The 20,597-nt window shown below is 27.2% G+C and carries 14 protein-coding genes; 2 read left to right on the top strand and 12 right to left on the bottom strand.

Annotated features, from left to right (window positions below; all coding sequences use genetic code 11):
- Window positions 1-54: 54 nt before the first annotated feature.
- Window positions 55-822, bottom strand: a complete 768-nt coding sequence (gene aroD / locus KGF38_RS02440) for a type I 3-dehydroquinate dehydratase (protein WP_074179745.1) — start codon at window positions 820-822, stop codon at window positions 55-57.
- A gap of 297 nt (window positions 823-1,119) precedes the next feature.
- Here aroD and KGF38_RS02435 point away from each other — a divergent pair, with 297 nt between their 5' ends.
- Window positions 1,120-2,010, top strand: a complete 891-nt coding sequence (locus tag KGF38_RS02435; protein ID WP_413926743.1) for a LysR family transcriptional regulator — start codon at window positions 1,120-1,122, stop codon at window positions 2,008-2,010.
- A gap of 66 nt (window positions 2,011-2,076) precedes the next feature.
- Here the strand turns inward: KGF38_RS02435 and eis are convergent, their stop codons facing one another.
- Entirely contained in the window at window positions 2,077-3,288 is a 1,212-nt protein-coding gene (gene eis, locus KGF38_RS02430; RefSeq protein ID WP_074179743.1) for an enhanced intracellular survival protein Eis, read from the bottom strand.
- Between the two features lie 416 nt (window positions 3,289-3,704).
- Here eis and KGF38_RS02425 point away from each other — a divergent pair, with 416 nt between their 5' ends.
- Window positions 3,705-4,337, top strand: coding sequence for a CatB-related O-acetyltransferase (locus KGF38_RS02425; protein ID WP_054270687.1), 633 nt, complete (start codon window positions 3,705-3,707; stop codon window positions 4,335-4,337).
- Between the two features lie 164 nt (window positions 4,338-4,501).
- Here KGF38_RS02425 and KGF38_RS02420 read toward each other — a convergent pair whose 3' ends face one another.
- From KGF38_RS02420 to KGF38_RS02375, 10 genes are all read right to left on the bottom strand, one after another.
- The gene (locus KGF38_RS02420; RefSeq protein WP_074179742.1) at window positions 4,502-6,502 is read right to left on the bottom strand and encodes an FAD-dependent oxidoreductase; all 2,001 of its coding nucleotides are present in this window, start codon (window positions 6,500-6,502) and stop codon (window positions 4,502-4,504) included.
- 257 nt (window positions 6,503-6,759) lie between these two features.
- Entirely contained in the window at window positions 6,760-7,629 is an 870-nt protein-coding gene (locus KGF38_RS02415) for a radical SAM protein (protein WP_054270689.1), read from the bottom strand.
- Between the two features lie 96 nt (window positions 7,630-7,725).
- Window positions 7,726-8,586, bottom strand: coding sequence for an alpha/beta hydrolase (locus KGF38_RS02410; RefSeq protein ID WP_054270690.1), 861 nt, complete (start codon window positions 8,584-8,586; stop codon window positions 7,726-7,728).
- 221 nt (window positions 8,587-8,807) lie between these two features.
- The gene (locus KGF38_RS02405; protein WP_054270691.1) at window positions 8,808-10,826 is read right to left on the bottom strand and encodes an FUSC family protein; all 2,019 of its coding nucleotides are present in this window, start codon (window positions 10,824-10,826) and stop codon (window positions 8,808-8,810) included.
- 272 nt (window positions 10,827-11,098) lie between these two features.
- Window positions 11,099-11,875, bottom strand: a complete 777-nt coding sequence (locus KGF38_RS02400; protein ID WP_054270692.1) for a formate/nitrite transporter family protein — start codon at window positions 11,873-11,875, stop codon at window positions 11,099-11,101.
- 60 nt (window positions 11,876-11,935) lie between these two features.
- Entirely contained in the window at window positions 11,936-12,904 is a 969-nt protein-coding gene (asrC, locus tag KGF38_RS02395) for a sulfite reductase subunit C (RefSeq protein WP_054270693.1), read from the bottom strand.
- Between the two features lie 12 nt (window positions 12,905-12,916).
- Window positions 12,917-13,708, bottom strand: a complete 792-nt coding sequence (asrB, locus tag KGF38_RS02390; RefSeq protein ID WP_054270694.1) for an anaerobic sulfite reductase subunit AsrB — start codon at window positions 13,706-13,708, stop codon at window positions 12,917-12,919.
- The gene (asrA, locus tag KGF38_RS02385) at window positions 13,709-14,716 is read right to left on the bottom strand and encodes an anaerobic sulfite reductase subunit AsrA (RefSeq protein ID WP_054270695.1); all 1,008 of its coding nucleotides are present in this window, start codon (window positions 14,714-14,716) and stop codon (window positions 13,709-13,711) included. It lies immediately after the preceding gene.
- Window positions 14,717-14,890: 174 nt separating this feature from the next.
- On the bottom strand, window positions 14,891-17,755 hold the full coding sequence (locus tag KGF38_RS02380) for an EAL domain-containing protein (RefSeq protein WP_054270696.1): 2,865 nt from the start codon (window positions 17,753-17,755) through the stop codon (window positions 14,891-14,893).
- 109 nt (window positions 17,756-17,864) lie between these two features.
- Entirely contained in the window at window positions 17,865-20,504 is a 2,640-nt protein-coding gene (locus KGF38_RS02375) for a diguanylate cyclase domain-containing protein (protein WP_074179740.1), read from the bottom strand.
- Between the last annotated feature and the right edge of the window lie 93 nt (window positions 20,505-20,597).

The raw sequence follows: 20,597 nt of genomic DNA, 5'->3' as shown, positions 1-20,597 counted from the left end.
TATTTCAAATATGCCATAGTTGATTTATAAGATATTACTTTTCACGTTTTTAAATCATTTAATACTATTATGTAATAAACTAAGTACTGAATTCAACTCTTTAAATGATATTTGCCCTGGCGCTGAACTATTCTTAGAAGCTCCAAAAGTCAATGCAGAACCGAATATTTCCCCACATAATCGACTTATAACTCCAATTCCTGACATGGACATTGTTATGATTGGTCTATCTGCATAAACTCTAGCCATTTCATTTGTAGCTTCAAGTAACACTAGCACATCGTTTTTATTTTGTGGCATAACAGCTATTTTAGGCAGATCTGCTCCTAGCTCTTGCATTCTACATAAACGAGATATAATTTCTTCTTTTTTTGGTGTTTTATAAAAGTCATGATTAGAGATGATTACTTTCACTCCATTTTTATGAGCAAAACCAACCATTTCATCTACAATTTCATCTCCTATAAATAACTCTACATCTATTAAATCTACCAAACCAGTATTAGAAATCTCTTTATTCAATGTAATATAATAATCTTTTGATATTGATTTTTCTCCCCCTTCCTCTACATTTCTAAATGTAAATAATAAAGGTATATCAGATATGTAACTTTTTAATTCATAAAGTATATCCTTAACTTCCTGAATATTTTCCACATTCTCAAAAAAATCAACACGCCATTCTATAATATCCAAACAAGTTTCTTTTAATAATTTAACCTCTTTTATAATATCTTCTTTGTTTTTCCCTATAACTGGTACACAAATCTTAGGTATGCCTTCTCCTATATTGATATTTTTTACTTGAACTATCTTATTCATACTCTCCTCCATGCATAAAAATCCTGTAGGATTTTAGATTCTCTTTTTTCCACAACTTTATTATACAGTAAAAATGATATACATTATATATAATAAATCTCATATATTAAGTATATTTAAAGTTAAATTTACTGTGATACTTTATAATATTCATAATATTCTTTAAATTGTATTTTATATAATATATATTATTCTCGATGTTGATAGAATTAATCTACAAATTATGGTATAATTATGTAGAAATAACTCGAATTTCATTACTTATGAAGGGATTGAATATCAATGAACCTAAATCATTTGCATTACTTCAGAGTTTTAGCTAAAGTTGAGCATTATACAAAAGCAGCTACTCAATTATCTATAACTCAACCAAGCTTAAGTCATGCTATATCAGCTCTTGAAAAAGAATTGGGTACTTTTTTATTTGAAAAGCAAGGCAGAAATGTTCGTCTTACTAAATATGGTAAATTTTTTCTAACCTATGTTGATAAAGCATTAGGTGAATTGGAAAGAGGAGAAAAAAAACTTAGAGAATATACTAGTATATCAAAAGGTGTTGTAGACCTAGGATTTATTTACACATTAGGTGCTCACTTCATTCCAAATATAATTGGCACTTTTTTAGAAAAAGAGTCAAATAAAAATATCTCATTTTCATTTGGTCAAGGTACTACAAAGAAGATTATACAAGGTCTAAAGGATGAGAAATTTGATTTGGCATTTTGTTCTTTTGTTCCAAATGAATCCAATATAGATTTTACAGCTATACTTCAAGAAGAATTGGTTGTAATAGTACCATATAGCCATCCTTTAGCATCAAATGATAGTGTAGATTTAAAGGATACAGAAAATTATCCGTTTATATTCTTCAGCGAAGATAGTGGGATTAGACCAATCATTGATAATCTATTTGAAAAGGTCAATGTAAAACCTCAAATTATCTGTGAGACAGAAGAAGATACTGCCGTTGCAGGACTAGTCTCCATTAATTATGGAATAGCTGTCGTTCCAAATATCTTTGCACTTAAATACTTTAATGTAAAAATTTTATCCATAGCAAACCCTATCCATGAAAGATACATATACTTAGCTACAATGAAGAATAAATATTTAACGCCTGCCGTTAGTGAATTTAAGAATTTTGTTATTGATTATAGCAAAACCAATAATTTAATAGATATAAACTAAGAAACGAACTAGAAAAGGGATTGTATCATATACTATGACACAATCCCAGGTAAATTTTAAAATTTATTAAAAATAGTCTGAGAAGTATGGATTTTCACGTTCAATAAGATTTTCTAATAAACAGACTATATCTTTATCACAAATAATCCGTTTTATTTTATGAAGATACGTTGGTCTTTTATAGCCAAGTAACATAGTTGTAAGTGTTTGTATATCAAGCATTAAATCAACCTTATTACCACCAACAGTTAAGATACCTTTCCCATCTTTAGAAACATTTAGTGTAAATACTCCTGTATTCCAATCTAGTAAAGGGTCTTTCAACTGAAAAACTAATTTTACATCACTTTCTTGTCTCTTAAATGGGTATTGACTTATAAATTGTTCTATGTCAACAATTCTTCCCATAAAATATGGTTTTATATTTTCTTCAATATCTCCATCTTCAAGTAAAAATGCCAATGGTTCATCTGTATATGTATTGCCAACTACTTTATTTATCATTGAAAAGTGAGCACTTATAAAATTCCATAATCCTGTACGTGCTTCTTCTTCTACAAATACCATCTCTTTAATATAGAATATTTCTTCAGAAATCCAATACAATACATAACCTTGTGCGTTATGATTTTTATCATAATAAATAGCACAAGTCAGTTCTTCTAAATCCCAACGCCAGTATTCTTCCCAAGCTAGTTCACTTCTAATCATGCACGCATGGTTCATTTTAGAAAAACGTTCATAGACACTTCGTATATCTTTATGTTCTATGCTTGCACGTTTAACTTCTCCTGAAACAACTTTTGTTTTTGGTAATTGAGTATCCTTAATTTCAAAAGATATTTTATCGGATATTATTTCCCATCCCTTACGACGATAGTATGGAATTGAATATGGAAATAAGTAAGATATAGATTGTTTTCTTTCTCGCATATCTGCTAATGCTTGTCTCATTAATTTATCCATAAGACCTAGATTAGAATATTCTGGATATGTTCCAACACCAGTGAGACCACCCATATCATATTCTTTACCAAATATGTTGATTTTAAATGGATAAACGGCTATTTGAGATACTAGTTTATCTTCATCAAACCAACCAAGCACATCGGCTTGTCTTAATACAGGTAATTTAGCAAGTGTTATTTCTCTTTCTTCCCAACCAACTTGTTGTAAATCATGGTTTGTCACTTGAAATACATAACGTAACAATTGATTGAATTCTTGTAAATGCTTAGTTTCTACATTCTTCATTTCGAGTCTCTCTAGTCGACTCATAATAAAACCTCCTAAAAATAAGTACATATAAATACTATCTATTTACTTAACATAGATAATAAGTTTATACAAATACTAAGTTAATATTTATATAATCATAATTCTACCATACACAAGATATTATAGTCAAATTACTATTAAAAATTAAGTATCTCTAAGATACTCGTATAATTCAAATTAAAAATTATTTTTTATTTAATCTATACTAAGTGGTTGCAAGTTTTATGGTCTTGATATATAATCAATTAAATATACAATTGTTATAAAATGTTATATAGTCAAAAGTCTGTTTTTAAATATCAAATATATGGATTTAAATTTAAATATAAATGCTATTTAAGGAGTGATTCTGTGAAGAGATGTATTGCAATAACGGAATAGTCAAACATAACATATTATAAAGGAGAGATTTAAACATGACTATTCCAAATTCAAATAAAATATACCCAAGAAGTAATGATTATCAAACTGTATACCTTAAAAATATAATCACAAAAGAAAATATAGAAGTTGGAGATTATACAATATATAATGACTTTTATAATGACCCAAGAGATTTTGAGAAAAACAATGTATTATATCATTACCCAATAAATAACGATAAATTAATAATTGGTAAGTTTTGCTCAATAGCATGTAATTCAAAATTTTTAATGACTAGTGGAAATCATACAATGAAATCACAGTCTACTTATACCTTTCCTATCTTTTATGAAGAATGGGGCTTAGATGTCTGCCATATAAAAGATGCATGGGACAATAAAGGCGATATTGTAATTGGAAATGATGTATGGATAGGATATGATTCCATAATTATGTCAGGAGTACATATTGGTGATGGTGCAATTATTGGAACAAGAGCAGTAGTTACTAATGATGTTCCACCATATTCTATTGTTGGAGGCATACCTGCAAAAGTCATAAAAAAAAGATTTAGTGATGATACAATTTCAAAGTTATTAGAAATTAAATGGTGGAATTGGCCATACAAAAAAATTCAATCAAATATTGATTATATCCAATCAGGAGATATTGATAAATTAGTTTAATATTTGATGACTATTTATATTAAACTTAATTTTAGTTATTATCTTTATAAGAGATTATTTAGAGCTATTGTATTGCCTTTAATACATAAAAAAATAAAATAGTATTAAAATTCATAATCAAAAAGTAAAGTAACTTTATACAAGGTTACTTTACTTTTTATTACCTATAAAAGATTTAATTTTTCTAATGTTGTTATTATATTTCTTCCTTCCCTAACCCCATCTATTATTCTTCTAGCAATTTTGCTATCTCCTATGTTTAAAATTTCCACATTTCTTGGTTCAAAATACTCCTTTAAATCACTTAAAATTGAATTATTAGAACTCATACCTAAACATATAAATCCGTAATCAAAATCTAGTAAAAATTCTTCTTCATCTTTCTTTACTTTAAAAGTATTTTTCCCAACTTCTAATAATCGTGTATTTGTATATACATCAACATTGTAATCTTTTAGCATTTTATCCATTGTCACCTTTGTTATAGGGTCTAAATCTTTTCCTACTACTGGCAACATCTCAACTATACAAGTTTTAGCCTTATTTTCTGAAAAGAATTCTACAACATCTAATCCAACAGCTCCTCCTCCTATAACAACTACTTTCTTAGCTCTCAAATCTTCCGTTTTGAAAGATTCTATATCATCAAATAGTTTGAATATGGAACTTACATTTTCTCCTTCTCTATCTATTCTATCCAATAAGCCAGTTATTGGAGGAATCAATGGTCTTGAGCCTGTAGCATTTACAATTATGTCAGGCTTTAAATTTTCCAAAAACTTAATATCAGCTTTTGTATTTCTAAATATAATTAAATTTTTTAATTTATTAACTCTTTGTGTCAAGTACTTTGGAAAATCGTGTATTCTCATTTTATCTGGAAAAGTCGATATTACTTTAGCAAGTCCTCCTATCTCTTCTTTTTCTTCTACTAGAAATACATTACATCCCACTTCTGCTGCTGTGGCTGCTGCTTCAAGACCAGCAGTTCCTCCTCCTATAATAACTACATTTGTTTTTTTGTTTACCTTCCTTTGTGTATATTCTTCTCCATTTATTAAATCGGGATTTACTGTACATCTAATAGGTCTATTGGAGCCAATCCTATTACCTGCACATCCTATATTACATGAAATACACTTTCTTATTGAATCTTCTTTTCCATTTTGTACTTTTTCAACCCAATTAGAATCAGCTATGAGACCTCTACCAATACCTATAAAATCTGCTTCACCATTTTCAAGTATTTTTGATGCTATTTCTGGATTTCGTATATTTCCCGTTACTATAGTTGGTCTACCAAATTTTTCTTTAACTGCTTTAGATATGTATGAACGCCATCCATCTTCCAGTGTCATCTTATCTATTTGAAATTGTATAGAATCATTTAATGCTACTGATACATTGTATATATCCACTTCTTCATCTAAATATTCTAGAACTTTTAGAGTATCAGCCAGAGTATTTCCTTCTTCCATAAATTCATCAGCACTTATTCTTAAAGATATTGGAAATAATGGACCTACCTCTTCTCTAACTTTATCAATCACTAGTTTTGCAAATCTACTTCTATTTTCAATATTTCCACCAAAGTCATCAGTACGCTTATTATAAATTGGAGATAAAAATTGACTTATTAAGTATGAATGACCTGCATGTATCTCAACTGCATCAAAACCTGCTATTTGAGCCCTCTTAGCTGCTTCTCCATATTTTTTTGCGATATTTAAAATTTCTTCTATATCTAGTTCTCTAGGAATTGCTCCTCCTTTTTTTGAAGGTACATTTGAAGAAGATACAGGAACTAAACCATCTATCCTATCTGGCATAGCAGAAGCTCCTGAATGATTAATTTGTATTGCTACACATGTGTTATACTTATGTATGGTCTCTGTTAATTTATATAAAGCAGGTATATATCTATCATGGTCTATTCTTATCTGTGTTGTTCCATTAGAACCTAAAGGGAAATCCACACAAGCATTTTCTACTATTATAAGCCCTGTTCCCCCTTTTGCTCTTTGTTCATAATATTTGATATGTTCATCTTTAAATTCTCCACTTTCACCACCAAAATTTGTCCCCATTGGTGGCATAACTATTCTATTTTTTACATTCATCCTTTTTATAGTTAATGACTCAAAGATATTTTGATATTTTTTCATTTCTATTCCTCCACACATTTTATATTTGTAATTTTTATAAATTAAATTTATGTATTTATTATAATGCTAAGAAATATATTAAACCAGTGCATGTTTTAATCATTATTAATAGATATTTTCTATGAATCATCCTTATATCTTCTTACAAAAAAATCATGCTACATTAATAGTAAATGGCTATTAATGTAGCATGATTTTTTCAATCTAGACAATTTTAGCATTTTACTTATCAATCAATATGTATTGATAGGTAAAAGCTACAACCTTCTATATTCTTCTCTTTTTAATTTTTGATTACTTAGATAGTAATCAATCTCATCAATTAAACGCTGCTTATCATCAGGTAATATACCTTTTAAGTTAACATAGTTAGATGCATGATTACTTCTAAATACAATTTTTTCACTGGCATCTATATTTTTTATCATCTCTTTAATTTCTTGTAATACAGCTTTATCTTCCAATATTGTAAATTCTCCTGCCTGAAGTAAATCATAAAGTTCAGTATTAGGTTCTACCATTAAACTAAGTACACCAACATAGTCTGGAGAAATTGCTCCTAACATTTTTCCAGTGTCAACTGCATGCTGATGTGTTTTTTTAGTTCCTCCAATACCTGCTATTACTGTAGATGATAATTTGATACCACTTTTTTTAACTTTTTTACCAACTTTTATTAATTGTTCACTATTAAATCCTTTTTTAATATCTTCTAATACATCATCATTTCCACTTTCAAGTCCTAAATAAATCATCTTAACACCAAGTTCTCTTAACTCTTTAAGTTCAGCATCAGATTTTTTCTCTATAGATTTAGGTGAGCCATATAAAGTAATTCTTTCACATTCTGGAAAAACTTCTTTTACATATAAGATTATATCTCTCAATTTCTCCATTGGTATTATCAATGCATCTCCATCTGCTAAAAATATTCTTTCTACATGTCTATAATGTCTTCTAAATATATCAATTTCATTTTTTATTACTTCTAATGGCTTTATTTTAAATTTTTTTGACTTGTACATGCTACAAAATGTACATTTGTTGTGAGAACATCCTAGTGTGACTTGTATTATAAGACTATAAGCCTCACTTGGTGGTCTATACAGTGGCATATCATATTCCATATTAAAATCCCCCTTGTAATCGAATCTTCATTCTATTATATTATTAATATTTAATTAAAATAATACTTTATATAATTATAGACTTTAAATTTTAATTTAAGATATATTCTTTAAAAATTTAATAATACTATTAGCAGTAATATTAAGTTGCTTTTCTTGACTTATAATAGCATCGTTATCTCCTTTTTGTTTTCCATAATCTCCAAATTGTGCATGATTTCCACCTTCAATTTCAACATAAGTTGTATCATCAGGAAGTTTTTGTTTTGATTCTACAAGACTTTTAAAATTGACTACACCATCTTTACTTCCCCATATAGATATAACTTTTTTGCCTAGCTGTTTCAACTCATCACCCATTGGATAAGAAGATAAAAATACAACTCCATCGATTAATTTATTATCACGTGCAAAATTTGCTGCTGCAACTCCTCCTAACGAATGGCCTCCTATTACCCAATGCTCTATATTGTTGTAAGAATCCATAACTTTCTGAGCTTTGTTGGTTCCAAGTAAGGCTATATTAAGTGGCATCTTTACAATTACTACCTCATATCCACTTTCTGCTATTTTTCTAGCAAGTGGTGCATAAGATTCTATTTCTACTTTAGCCCCTGGATAGAAAATTAAACCTTTTGAAACTTTTCTTCCTTTTGGTGTAAATGAAATATTTCCATTTACAGTTACCTCTACTTTACTATTACTAACCAAAGCTTCTTTTGCTAGTTTTTGAGGTTCATATGTTTTATTTATCCATATGAAAAAACCAAGTAAAATCAATACAAATAGTATACCTATTCCCTTGAATATTTTATTCTTTATATTAAGTTTTTTATTATTATTATTTTTATCATCTTTGTTTTCAACCTCATCATAAAGTAAAGGTCTCTCAAGTTCCATAGTTATACTAAATGTATCATATTTCTTATTACGCTTTACCTTTACATCTTTACTCATAAATCTAACCCCCATAATATTTGAATACTATTATAGTTTATCCTAAGTAAATTGTTTTTTCAACCAATGAAAAAAATCAATATTTTAACTATTTTCATACAAAATTCATAAATATATGTTTTTTGCTTTTTATATACTATTTTTTTAATCTTATATAAAATAAATAGTCATATACTTTATTCTAAATATATGACTATTTCATGGTTTAATTAAATCAATATCTATGCTATTTCTTCTATTGAAACTCTAGTGATATCACTTATTCTATACATTTCGTTGACACCATTTAAAGTCTGTAGCAAATTTAGACAAATTATTTTGTCACCTATATTCTTAGAATTTTTAATACTTTCTAAAATTATCATTCTTCCTTCATCATACTTATCTACACTGTAATTTGAAATATAATTAGTATCTCTCAATATTTTTTCTATATCTTCATCTTTAATTTTATTCTTATTAATATTTATATATAGATTATACATATTACTTATTAGTAATCTCTGATTTTCTAAAAAATCTTCTTGATATTTATCTTTATATATAGCATTTATCAACATAATTCTATCTTCAATAAGTGATGGTACCAATAATAAATTCTTTATGTAATAAGTATTAGTCACATTTTCTATAGAATTATTGACTTCATCAATTATATTTTTAACTATTCCTTTATACATGTCTATGACATGTTGATAACCAGTTTTAGCATCATATGGTAATATAAACTTATTTACTATTAATGCAATAATGGCTCCTAATGCCACATATGAAATCCTACTTATGGTTAAAACATTAGGGTCTCCCATAACTACTGCTGAGCCAAGAGCTGAAACAGTTACACACATCATTAATTTCCTGTAATCAACTACATAAGAGTTTATATATCCTGCTAAGAGAACTATTAATGACCTTAATGTACTATCTTTTATTATTGAAAATGAAACAATAAATATTATAGCTCCCACAAGTGTACCTTCTATTCTTTTTCTGGACCTTTGAATGCAATTTTCTGCATAAGGTTGTGTTAATGAGAACACAGTTAACATTATCCATCTCCCATCTCTTAAATGGAAATAGTCCATAATAAATCCAGCTATAGATGTAGCTAAAGCAATCTTTACTGCATAAGAAAATCTTATAGAGTTTAAATTGAAGTTTTTCTTGTATATTGATAGTCTTTTAAATTCCTTTGGTATCTTTGATTTTCTTTCAGCCTTTTTTTCATCTCTTGTTTTTACTTTTTTATAATCTAATAAAAATTCATATAAATTTTCTAACACATTATAAATTTCTTTTAAATTTATATTTTTAGTATCTTGAGCAATAACATAATCTCTAAATCCTAATATTTCTTTATCACTTATTGTATCTTTATTTTCTAAGCACATTTTAATATAGTTTACTTCTTTAAACCCTACAGTTAATACGTCTGCTTTACTATTGGTGTTACTTTCTTCTATAATATTTTTTATATCTTCATCCTCAAATTCTTTACTATCTGTCTTATATCTGTCCAGTATTAAATTTATTCTTTCTAATGAAAATAAAATATTTATTATGTCTATTCCTTTAATACTTATATAAAAGTCATCTTTTCTGTTATCAAAAATAACCATTTTAAGACTTTTGGATATAGAGTTTATTCTATAATTACAACTATCCATTTTTCTAATATGAGATTTATTTATAGAATTATCATCATTAATAATATTTTTTAAAAGACTAATTTTTTCTAACAGTTCATCACATATAGATATTAGTTCCTTATCACCAACGTTTTTCATTCTATTTCTGTTCATAACAAACTGGGCAATCATTATTGTAACTGCGCCAATAGCTAAAGCTGACAATCTCATAGGAAGTTCACTTATTCCTACAGGTATACTTACCATAAATATATACATTAGACCAAAAGGTACATATACTGCTCTTTTTAGGTCATAACTAAACACATATCCTATTATAAATAATGCTATAAAATTTAATAAAATTCCTAAATACATATTTTGTACCGCAAAAAATGATAATACTCCTAAAATTATATTTATTGCTAAATATTTTAGTAAATTTTTAATTGGAGAAATGGTTAAATCTCTTTCTAATAGTGTCAACATAGCCGTTACTATACCTACGCCTATTAGTGTATTCTTACTTCCAAATAAATATATAAATACAGAAATAAATGCTATTATAAAAATAAACATTTTTGTTTTTGATATTACCAGTTTTTTTGTCATCATATCCCCCCTAAAAATTTCAACAAGACCTATTTTATCACATTTGTTGCCTTATTCAAAATTGTCTTTTTTACGGAAGGATTCTAACTTTTATAATTCATAATATATATATAATTCATAACATCACACACTTTATTATGTATATATACATATAAATTCATATGCTCCCATATGATTTCTCTTTCAAATATTTTTTCAAAAAATAAAAATAACTCTCTTAATAATACTGAAGTTATATCTATTAAAAGAGTTATTTTGTTTATACAATAAATTTATTTGAGTTTTTCTTTACCTAATATATAAGTACCCAACCCCATAAATAAAGCTCCTCCAACAATATTTCCAAGTGTAACAGCTACTAAATTATAAATAGCTCCTCCAATACTAACTGTTTTTATTGCTGATGAAAATAATGAAACACTATAAACTGTCATATTTGCTACACTGTGTTCAAAACCTGATGTTATAAAAGCAAATAAACATAAGAATATCATAATTATTTTTGCACTATCACTATTAGTTCTAAATGAACATAATACTGATACACATACTAGAATATTACATAAAATTCCTCTAAAGAAAAGAGCCATAAACGGCATGGAAGCTTTACTTGCTGCCGTATTCGCAAAAAATTCAGCTACAGGTCCTTTGTCTACTAGACCAGTTCCTACAAATATAAGACCTAAAATCAAAGCTCCAATTAAATTTCCTACCCAACTATATATCCATATCTTTGAAGTATCTTTTATACTTACACCTTTATTTAACATACCAGCAGACATAACCATATTATTACCAGTAAATAGTTCAGTCCCTGTCATTACAACCAAACTAAGTGCTATTGCAAATGATAATCCCATTACTATCTTAGTCATAGGTGAGCCTGCATCAGTTAAAAGTCCTCCAATAGTAAATATTAAAAGTATACCTATTCCTACATAAAGGCCCGCAAATGCAGAAGATACTAAATATTTTACTTTACTCATATTTAATAAATTTACTTTATTTATAGCTGCGTTAGTTAATTTATCCAAAGTTTCTTTATGCATAATTCCCTCTTCCTTCTATTTAATTTTTAATTTACTCAAACATGTATTTTAATTAATTTATTAATATTTAACACCACTCCAGTATATATTTTCATGCATCTTAGTTACTTCTGGAAGTTGAACTCCTTCAAGTGCCCACTTTTTAAACTCCATAAATCCTGTTCTATCAATTATATATCCTATATGCTCTTTTCCTCCTGGAGCATCTTTATCTATATACTTTTCTACATATTTATAAGTATTAAGTATTATCTTTATTATGCTATCCTCATCTGCCCATAAAAGAAAATCTTCTGCTAACCTAGGATTTTTCTTTCCTGTTCTGCCCATTATGGCTAACCTATAGTATTTTTTCTCATCTCTAGTCCATGCATTTGTTGGACAATTAAGCACACATTCTCCACATCCTATACACTTATCTCCATCTCTTACGACCTTATTATTTTCTGTTTTTAATGCTCCAACAGATATTTTAGAACATTTTTTTACACATGCTCCACAATTTACGCATCTATCTTTTTCATATACTGGTAAAGCCATACCAATAATTCCAAAGTCATTCATTCTAGCTTTTATACAATCATTTGGACATCCAGTTAAAGCCACTTTAAAATGTAAATCATTTGGGAATATTGCTTTTTCTATTCTTTTAGCAAATTCAGTTGTATTATATTGCGCTTTTGGACAGACCTTGTTTCCTATACATGCGGCTATATTTCTTGTTCCTGCTGCTGGATACCCTGCATTTTTCTCATTTTGATTTATATTCATTTTTTCAATGACAGGCTGTATAATTTTATTTATTTCTTCCATATCTTCCATATCTATCCCTAATATTTCAAAGCCCTGTCTTGTAGTTATGTGTATCTGACCATTACCATATTCACTTGCAATTTTAGAAACTATAGTTAAACTTTCAGGGTCAATAAGACCACCTGGTACTCTAACTCTTAAAGAAGTTTTATATTTTGTTTTTGTAATTCTATAAGCATTTTTCATTACTTTTTTAGTATTTAAATCTCTTATCACAAATTCCGCCCCCTAATCAATAAGATTTTTAGCATATGAATAATCAAATACTGGTCCATCTAAACATATATAAGTATCATCCATCTTACAGTGTCCACATTTACCTATTCCACAACACATTTTTCTTTCATAAGAAACCCAAATATTCTTTTCATCTAAATCTCTTTTTAAAAATTCTCCTACTGTAAATTTCATCATCATTGGAGGTCCAACTACAATTGCAGAAGTATTATTTATATCTTTTATATCCAATTCTGGTATGTATTTTGTTACTAATCCTACGTTTCCATTATATCCTTCATCCGCTCCATCTACAGTAACTAAGATATCAAGTTTTTCACTCCATCTTTTTAAATCTTCTGCAAATAAAACATCTTTTGGTGATTTAAATCCTACTATTAGTTTAAATTTTTCACATTTTTCTTTATTGTTATAAAAATGTTCAACTATTCCTCTTACAGGAGCTAAAGCACTTCCTCCTGCCACTACTACAATTTCTCTTCCTTCATAAAGAGATACATCAAATCCATTTCCATAAGGTCCTCTTATAAAAAAAGAATCGCCTTCTTTATAATTAAACAACTCACTAGTAACTTTCCCTACATTTCTTATTGTAAAGTCAATATAGTCTTCTCCATACCCTGATACTGATATTGGACTTTCACCATATTTAGGTATAGATATCTCATAGAATTTTCCAGGCAATACACCTTTTGTATCGCAATTTACTCTAAAAGTCCATTCTTTATCAGTGTGTTTAGTTATATCTATTATTTTTGCACTTACTGGTATATATGAATTCATTTATATTTCCTCCTTACTAGTTACTAAATCATTTATTTTTTCTATACATTTTGAAAATGATATGTATTGTGGACAGGCATCATCACATCTTCCACATCCAACACACATATGATATCCAAATCTTTTTTTGAAATCATTTATTTTATGCATAGCTTTAAATCTCATTCTTTCACCTTGTTTTTTTCTAAAAGAATTTCCACCTGCTATATCTGTATATCCATCTACTTGGCATGAAGCCCAAACTCTTCTTCTTTCACCTACGTTTTCATTTTCCTTATAAAAAATATCCTGCATTGTAAAGCATGAACATGTTGGGCATACAAAATTACATCTACCACATCCAATACATCTTGTATCATACTCATCCCATATTGAATTTCCTATCATTTCATTTGAATCAATATTCTCTGGTACATCTACAGAAATTAGATTCTCAGTTACATAATTAACATTAAATTCAGCTGGTTCTCCATTAAATACTTCAAATTCACTATCTTTTATATCTAAATATAGAGTATTTCCTTCTATATTTAGTCCAATTGAATAATTATCAGTTTTATTAGAATCCATACTTACACAAAAACAATTTCTAAAGCTTTCTTTGCATCCTACAAGTACAAACTTTACTTTATCCCTAATGTTTTTATAAAAATAGTCTTTTTCTTCTCCATTATTTAGATATATTTCATCAAGTCTCTTTATTCCATTTATGTCACATGCTCTTAAGAAAATCAAAATTTTCTTATCGTCTAAATCGCTTTCCTTAAACTCTTTTTCAGTAAAATAAAATAAGACTTGATTTATAGGGAGTATCACTTCTTTTGGTGAGAAATTTGCCTTTTGAGCAAACTCCATTTCTTCGAAATCGTTTACCTCTTGGTATCTTATTATGTCAGTATCTGAAAAAGTACCTTTAAATGGTATTAAAACTGGTGCAAATATTTTGTAGTCTTTTTTTAGATGCTTCAGACCTTCATTGAATTTAGATGAATCTAATTTTAATTTCATTTTTATCACCTTTCTTATATTTTAATTTTACTTACTTGTTATCTTGTTTAAATCTTAACACTTTATTTTCTATACTTCTGTGATAATTGTCACAGTTTCAAAAATAAAAAAAAATATTAATAGAGTTTAGTAAACTCTATTAATATTATTTATATTCTTTAATTAAAAATCTAATCATTTAAATACAAGTTTTTCAAAAGATTCTATATCCATGGGTTTTGCAAAGTAATATCCTTGTCCAATATCACAACCTGCATTTTTTAATAAATTCAGTTGACTTTCAGTTTCTATTCCTTCAGCGACAATTATCATATCTAAATCCTTACCTAATTTAATTGTATTCTTTATAATTTTTTCTCCACGTATAGATGTAATCGTCTCATTTAAAAATTCTCTATCAATCTTCAATACATCTATTGATAATTTTTTTAAAAGACTAAGAGAAGAATATCCACTTCCAAAATCATCCATAGATACAATAAATCCAATATCATGTAAATCATTTAATATATCTAAGAGAACACTTATATTAGATAAAAATAAGCTTTCAGTCAACTCAAGTTCAATGAGATATGTAGGTACATTATACTTTTTTATTAAAGACGTCAGACTGGCTACTATATTTCTATTACTTAGATGGATTCTTGAAACGTTCATAGAAATTGGTAACACTTCTAATCCATTTTCTAACCATCTTGCCATTACATTAAATACCTTATCCCAAACATATAGGTCAAGTTTTTCTATAAAACCATTTTTTTCAAATAAAGGAATAAAATCACTAGGAGGAATAATCCCTTTAGTTGGATGCATCCAACGAACAAGAGCTTCTGAGCCTATAATTTCACCTGTTTTTAGATTAAATTTAGGTTGTAAGTAAATTACAAATTCTTCATTCAAGAGTGCATTGTCCATATTATTTTCAATCTCTTTCTCACGCAATATAGAAAGCCTTATTTTATCATCATAAAAAGCTACCTTACTTTTATAATTAGTTTCTATTGTTTGGCAGGCTATCTTAGCCCTGTCAATCATTACATCAATATTGACATCATCTTTATCAATTAAGTATACACCACATTTAAGTATTATATCTATTTTGAATGTTCTTTCTTTATTTTTACTAACTGTTTCAAAAAAATCTATTGCTCTTTTTCTTAAATTTTCTATGGTATTTTTCTTTGTCATTACAATAAATCTATCATCTGATAGTCTTGCATATATCTCGTCCTTAAAAAGGCTCTTTCCTATTTGCTTTGCTATGTACTTTAGAATATTATCCCCAAACTCAAAACCAAACATATCATTTATATACTTAAACTTATCTATATTAATATAATATATAACAAATTTATCTACTCCATATTTCTCAAAAAGCTTATTAGCATCGATTTTAAACTTCAATAAACTTCTTATGCCTGTTACTTCGTCGACATAAGCTACATTTTCTAATTTTTCTACCTGTCTTTTATAATTAAAAATAAATATTGCAGAAATTATGAATACAATAAATGCTACCATTAAAATAAATACCACCATATTATGTTGTATAAAATCTAACATTGTAACTTCATGTTCTAAATATTTTGTACTTCCTGTAACTGCAATTGCCACTTCTTCTTCTGTAACTCTACTAATAGATTTATTAAGTATTGACAATAATGTTGAATTTGTTTTTCCAGAAACACCTATACCAATATCTACAACTTGATTTTCAATGGGCATAAACATAAGACCATCAAATTCGTCAGTATTAATTATATTATTTAATATATAATTACTTCCAATAAATATATCACATTCCCCTTTTTTTATGGCTTCTATACATTTGTTAGCATTTGGATAAAAAATAACATTTTGGTTCGGATAATATTCTTTTACGAATGACTCTATTCCTGTCCATTTTATCATTGCAACCTTAGTTTTTTCATCCATTCTAATAGTTCTTTTTGCTATGCCTAACATAGTAGTTTCAAGATATCCATCAGTAAACATAATATTGTGTTCTAACTCAGTGCTCCGCGACATAAACATGTTTGCACATATGTCTGCCTCACCATTTTCAACCATTTTTAAACCTTCTGAAAAGTTTTCTACTTTTATATATTCAAATTTTAAACCTGAGTTTTTAGAAATTGATTTTAATATATCTATTGATATTCCTTTATAAGAATTTGTATTTTTATCATAAAAAGATAATGGTGATGTATCTGTACCAGATACAACTTTTACTGTAGGATGTTTCTTTATATACTCTTTCTCTTCTAAAGAAAATCCTTCTGAAGCTATTGAAGTATCTTTATAATGTTTATTAAACAAATTACCATCATAATATATATCTTCTCGCTTTATCTCTTTTAATGCATAATTTAAACCATCTAGTATCTTCTTATTACCTTTAGTCGTTGCATAATATATAGGTTCTGATGAAAAGCGTAGAGCTACCTTTGTATTTGGCATATCTCTAATACTACCTGTAAGTAACATATCAATAGTTCCTTTTTCAAGTTCTTTTTGAAGTTCTTTTGAACTTTCAATATATTTATATTTTACAGATATTTTATTTTTTTTACAGTATTCATCAAATACACTCTTAAAATGATTATCTGATACAGTCCCTACCACTTTTCCATCAATTTCTTTTAGATTATTATATGATATGCTATTGTTCCTCTCATTTACATATAATGCTCCATATTCATATCCAAAGTTTAAATCTGTATAATCATAATATTTTTCACGCTCTTCACTCTTTTGCAATGCTCCAAATATATCAATTTTTCCTTCTCTGAGCATTTCTAATCCTTGTCTCCATCCACAAGATATATATTCTAATTCCCAGTTATTTATCTTAGCTATTGCATTAAGATAATCATAGGTATATCCATACAAATTACCATCCTTTGTAACAGAGATTCCATAACTAGGCCAATATCCCACTCTCACTTTTTCTTTATTAGAATCTGCTAAAATCAAGCATGGATTTAACAAAAGTAAAAAAACAACCAAAGTAATAATAAATCTATATTTTTTCTTCATAGTCCCACTCCTTTTATGACTAAATCATATGAAGACAGTTAATTTATTTTTATTTAATTTTATGTAATATCTAATTAAAGTGCATAAACAATCGTTTATATTTGAAAACTTAAATAGAATCATTAAATATAATAAATCTGTCCTTTCCTCGATGTTTTGAATAATAAAGTGCCTTATCTGCTTTTTTATACAACTCAATAAAGGTTATTCCATGATTTGGCATAACAGATATGCCTATACTACAAGAAACTTTATACGACTTATTTTCTCCAGTATAATAATTTCTAAATGCATTACATAACTCAATTGCTTTATTTTCAATGTGTTTTGTATCTTTTATATTTTTCATAAAAACTACAAACTCATCTCCACCAATACGTCCAATTATATCATCTTCTCTAAAAATAGAATTTAATTTTGTTGAAACTTCAACCAAAACTTTATCACCAAAAATATGACCTAGACTGTCATTGATAGATTTAAAATCATCTAAATCAATAATAAAAAATGCATGTACACTGTCTTTTGTACTTTCTAAGCTAATAAATCTCTTTATTAAAATTTCTGTTGTTCCTTTATTATAAATTCCTGTTAAGATGTCACGTTCAGCTTTAAATTTAAGCTCCATCTCGTCTTTTTTCTGCTTGTCTATATCTTTAATATATGCAAACCCTTTAATCTGATTAGATTGAAGTTCTTTAAATAAATGCATTGTGCATAGCTCCCACAAAAGCTCTCCATTATTGTCATATCTACGATATTCCAGTTTTAACTCATTTACTCCTCTGCTATATGAATTCAAAACATTTTCAAGATGAAACATATTTTTAAAATTTTCCTTATCTGAAATAAATATTATATCATCAGCAATATTCTTCATTACATCAGAGTAATTGCCATCAATCCTTAAATTTAAATTATTATTAGAATCTATATTATTTGATATAAGTTTATCTTGAGAAAAATTAACTTCATATATTGCAATTGCTTCAGATAACATAGCTTTTCGATACTGTTCTTCTTGATTATATTGCATTTCAATTTTTTTCTGCTCATTTATATCTTCCAACAATCCTATTGCTTTAATTGACATATCTGTTTCACTAAATATATTAGTTAAAGTCATCCTATTCCATATGTATTCGCCACTAACTTGTTTTATTTTTATCACAGACACTACACTTTCTTCACCTTTTTCGATTTTATTAAAAGATTCCTCAAAAATATCAATAAAGTCATTATGTATTATTTTTGAATTAACAAAATATTCTATTGAGTTTTTGACATTTTTCGTTAATCCATATATTGAAGAAACATCACTAAAATTGTGTATAGACTTCGTTTTAACATCATAGTCGAACACTATATTAGAAGTCTTAAATAAAGCAATCCTAAGCCTTTCTTCATTAATTTTCAAATCTTCTTCTGTTCTTTTTAAATCTGTTATATCAACTAATACACAATAAAAATACTCTTTTCCATCAGAATCTTTTATAAGTTCACACTTATTTACAACCCATACAAAATTTCCATTTTTAGTAATCATCCTATATTCTACTTCAACTACTTTTGACTTCAACAGTTGAAATTCAAACTCTTTCTTTACTCTATCTATATCACCTTTGTAAATTACATCATAAAAATTATTGTCAAATATGGATTTTATCTCTTCTTTAGTGTACTCAAAAAGGTCTATAAAACCATCACTTAAAAATACAAATTCATATTTTTCTCCTATTGTACACTTAAAGACTCCTCCAGGTATATTATTAGTAAGTGAAGATATTTCTAAATTAGCCTTCACAATTCTATCTTTTGACTTTTTTTCCTTATAAAATACAATTAAAATTAAAACTAAAAGTGATATGAAATTTTTAAGTGTTAATATAATTGCAAGTTTGTTTATTTCTGAAATATCTTTCAGTACTAAAGATTTTGGAATAAAAGATAAAGTATACCAATCATTTATGCCAACTTGAGCATATATAGCATATCTATCTTTTCCATTAAACTTATATTCTATGAATCCACTTTTCTTGTTTGATATATCTCTGCTAAATTTCTTATAATTATAATCTTCTCCAAAAGAAATTGAATTGAAAAAATCACTAATATTATCTATGTCATCATTAGTTTTTCTTTGAGTAGACTTTAAGATAAGTTTTCCTGACTTTTCAAAAACATAAGTATGTCCTTCTCCATTAAAACTATTTCCATCTATAAATTCACTTAATCTGCTTGTATAATAAGACCCATACAATACCCCTATTACTTCATCATTTTTATATATTGGAGATGCTACCATAAAACTACTTTCATTACTTGCAGGTGAACTTATAATTTCAGAAATATTACTCTCACCTTTCATTGCTTTCTTAAAATAACTCTGTTGTGATATATTATCTACTTTTTTATTATCTTTATAAACAGTACCATCTGGATATGCAATATAAATTTTTTCAAAATTAGATTCTTTTGATACATCATTTAATATTTTTATTAATTCTTCTCTCCTCATGCTATCTGAATCTGAAATAGTTTTAGAAATACTATTTATAAATCGGATTAACGAATTAAGTTTGATATTTATAGCGTTTGAACTTTGTAATGCTAGTTCTTCTAAATGCATTTTTTTATTTTTTTCTACTAATGAATTAACATTACAAGTAAAATCCCAAAGCGAAATCATCACAAACATACATATAAAAATAAAACCTAGAGCATAGCCTATGAACTTTTTATTTTTCATTTTAATACATCCTTTTCTTAGAAGCTGTGTTAACATATGTATATCCACTTTTTATTGTTAAACTAATTATACTATCAGAGTTCAGCTGTTTCA

The organism is Clostridioides sp. ZZV14-6387, from assembly GCF_020657835.1.
Taxonomy (GTDB): Bacteria; Bacillota; Clostridia; order Peptostreptococcales; family Peptostreptococcaceae; genus Clostridioides; species Clostridioides difficile_A.
The sequence above is the reverse complement of the archived record's forward strand: the minus strand, read 5'-3'. Positions and strand labels throughout refer to the sequence as shown.

Coding starts and splice junctions, on each gene's coding strand:
- KGF38_RS02425 (WP_054270687.1), top strand. CDS start 3,705: ATGACTATTCCAAATTCAAATAAAATATACCCAAGAAGTAATGATTAT.
- KGF38_RS02380 (WP_054270696.1), bottom strand. CDS start 17,755: ATGAAGAAAAAATATAGATTTATTATTACTTTGGTTGTTTTTTTACTT.
- asrB (WP_054270694.1), bottom strand. CDS start 13,708: ATGAATTCATATATACCAGTAAGTGCAAAAATAATAGATATAACTAAA.
- KGF38_RS02400 (WP_054270692.1), bottom strand. CDS start 11,875: ATGCATAAAGAAACTTTGGATAAATTAACTAACGCAGCTATAAATAAA.
- KGF38_RS02375 (WP_074179740.1), bottom strand. CDS start 20,504: ATGAAAAATAAAAAGTTCATAGGCTATGCTCTAGGTTTTATTTTTATA.
- asrA (WP_054270695.1), bottom strand. CDS start 14,716: ATGAAATTAAAATTAGATTCATCTAAATTCAATGAAGGTCTGAAGCAT.
- KGF38_RS02410 (WP_054270690.1), bottom strand. CDS start 8,586: ATGAGTAAAGATGTAAAGGTAAAGCGTAATAAGAAATATGATACATTT.
- KGF38_RS02420 (WP_074179742.1), bottom strand. CDS start 6,502: ATGAAAAAATATCAAAATATCTTTGAGTCATTAACTATAAAAAGGATG.
- KGF38_RS02415 (WP_054270689.1), bottom strand. CDS start 7,629: ATGGAATATGATATGCCACTGTATAGACCACCAAGTGAGGCTTATAGT.
- KGF38_RS02405 (WP_054270691.1), bottom strand. CDS start 10,826: ATGACAAAAAAACTGGTAATATCAAAAACAAAAATGTTTATTTTTATA.
- eis (WP_074179743.1), bottom strand. CDS start 3,288: ATGAGTCGACTAGAGAGACTCGAAATGAAGAATGTAGAAACTAAGCAT.
- aroD (WP_074179745.1), bottom strand. CDS start 822: ATGAATAAGATAGTTCAAGTAAAAAATATCAATATAGGAGAAGGCATA.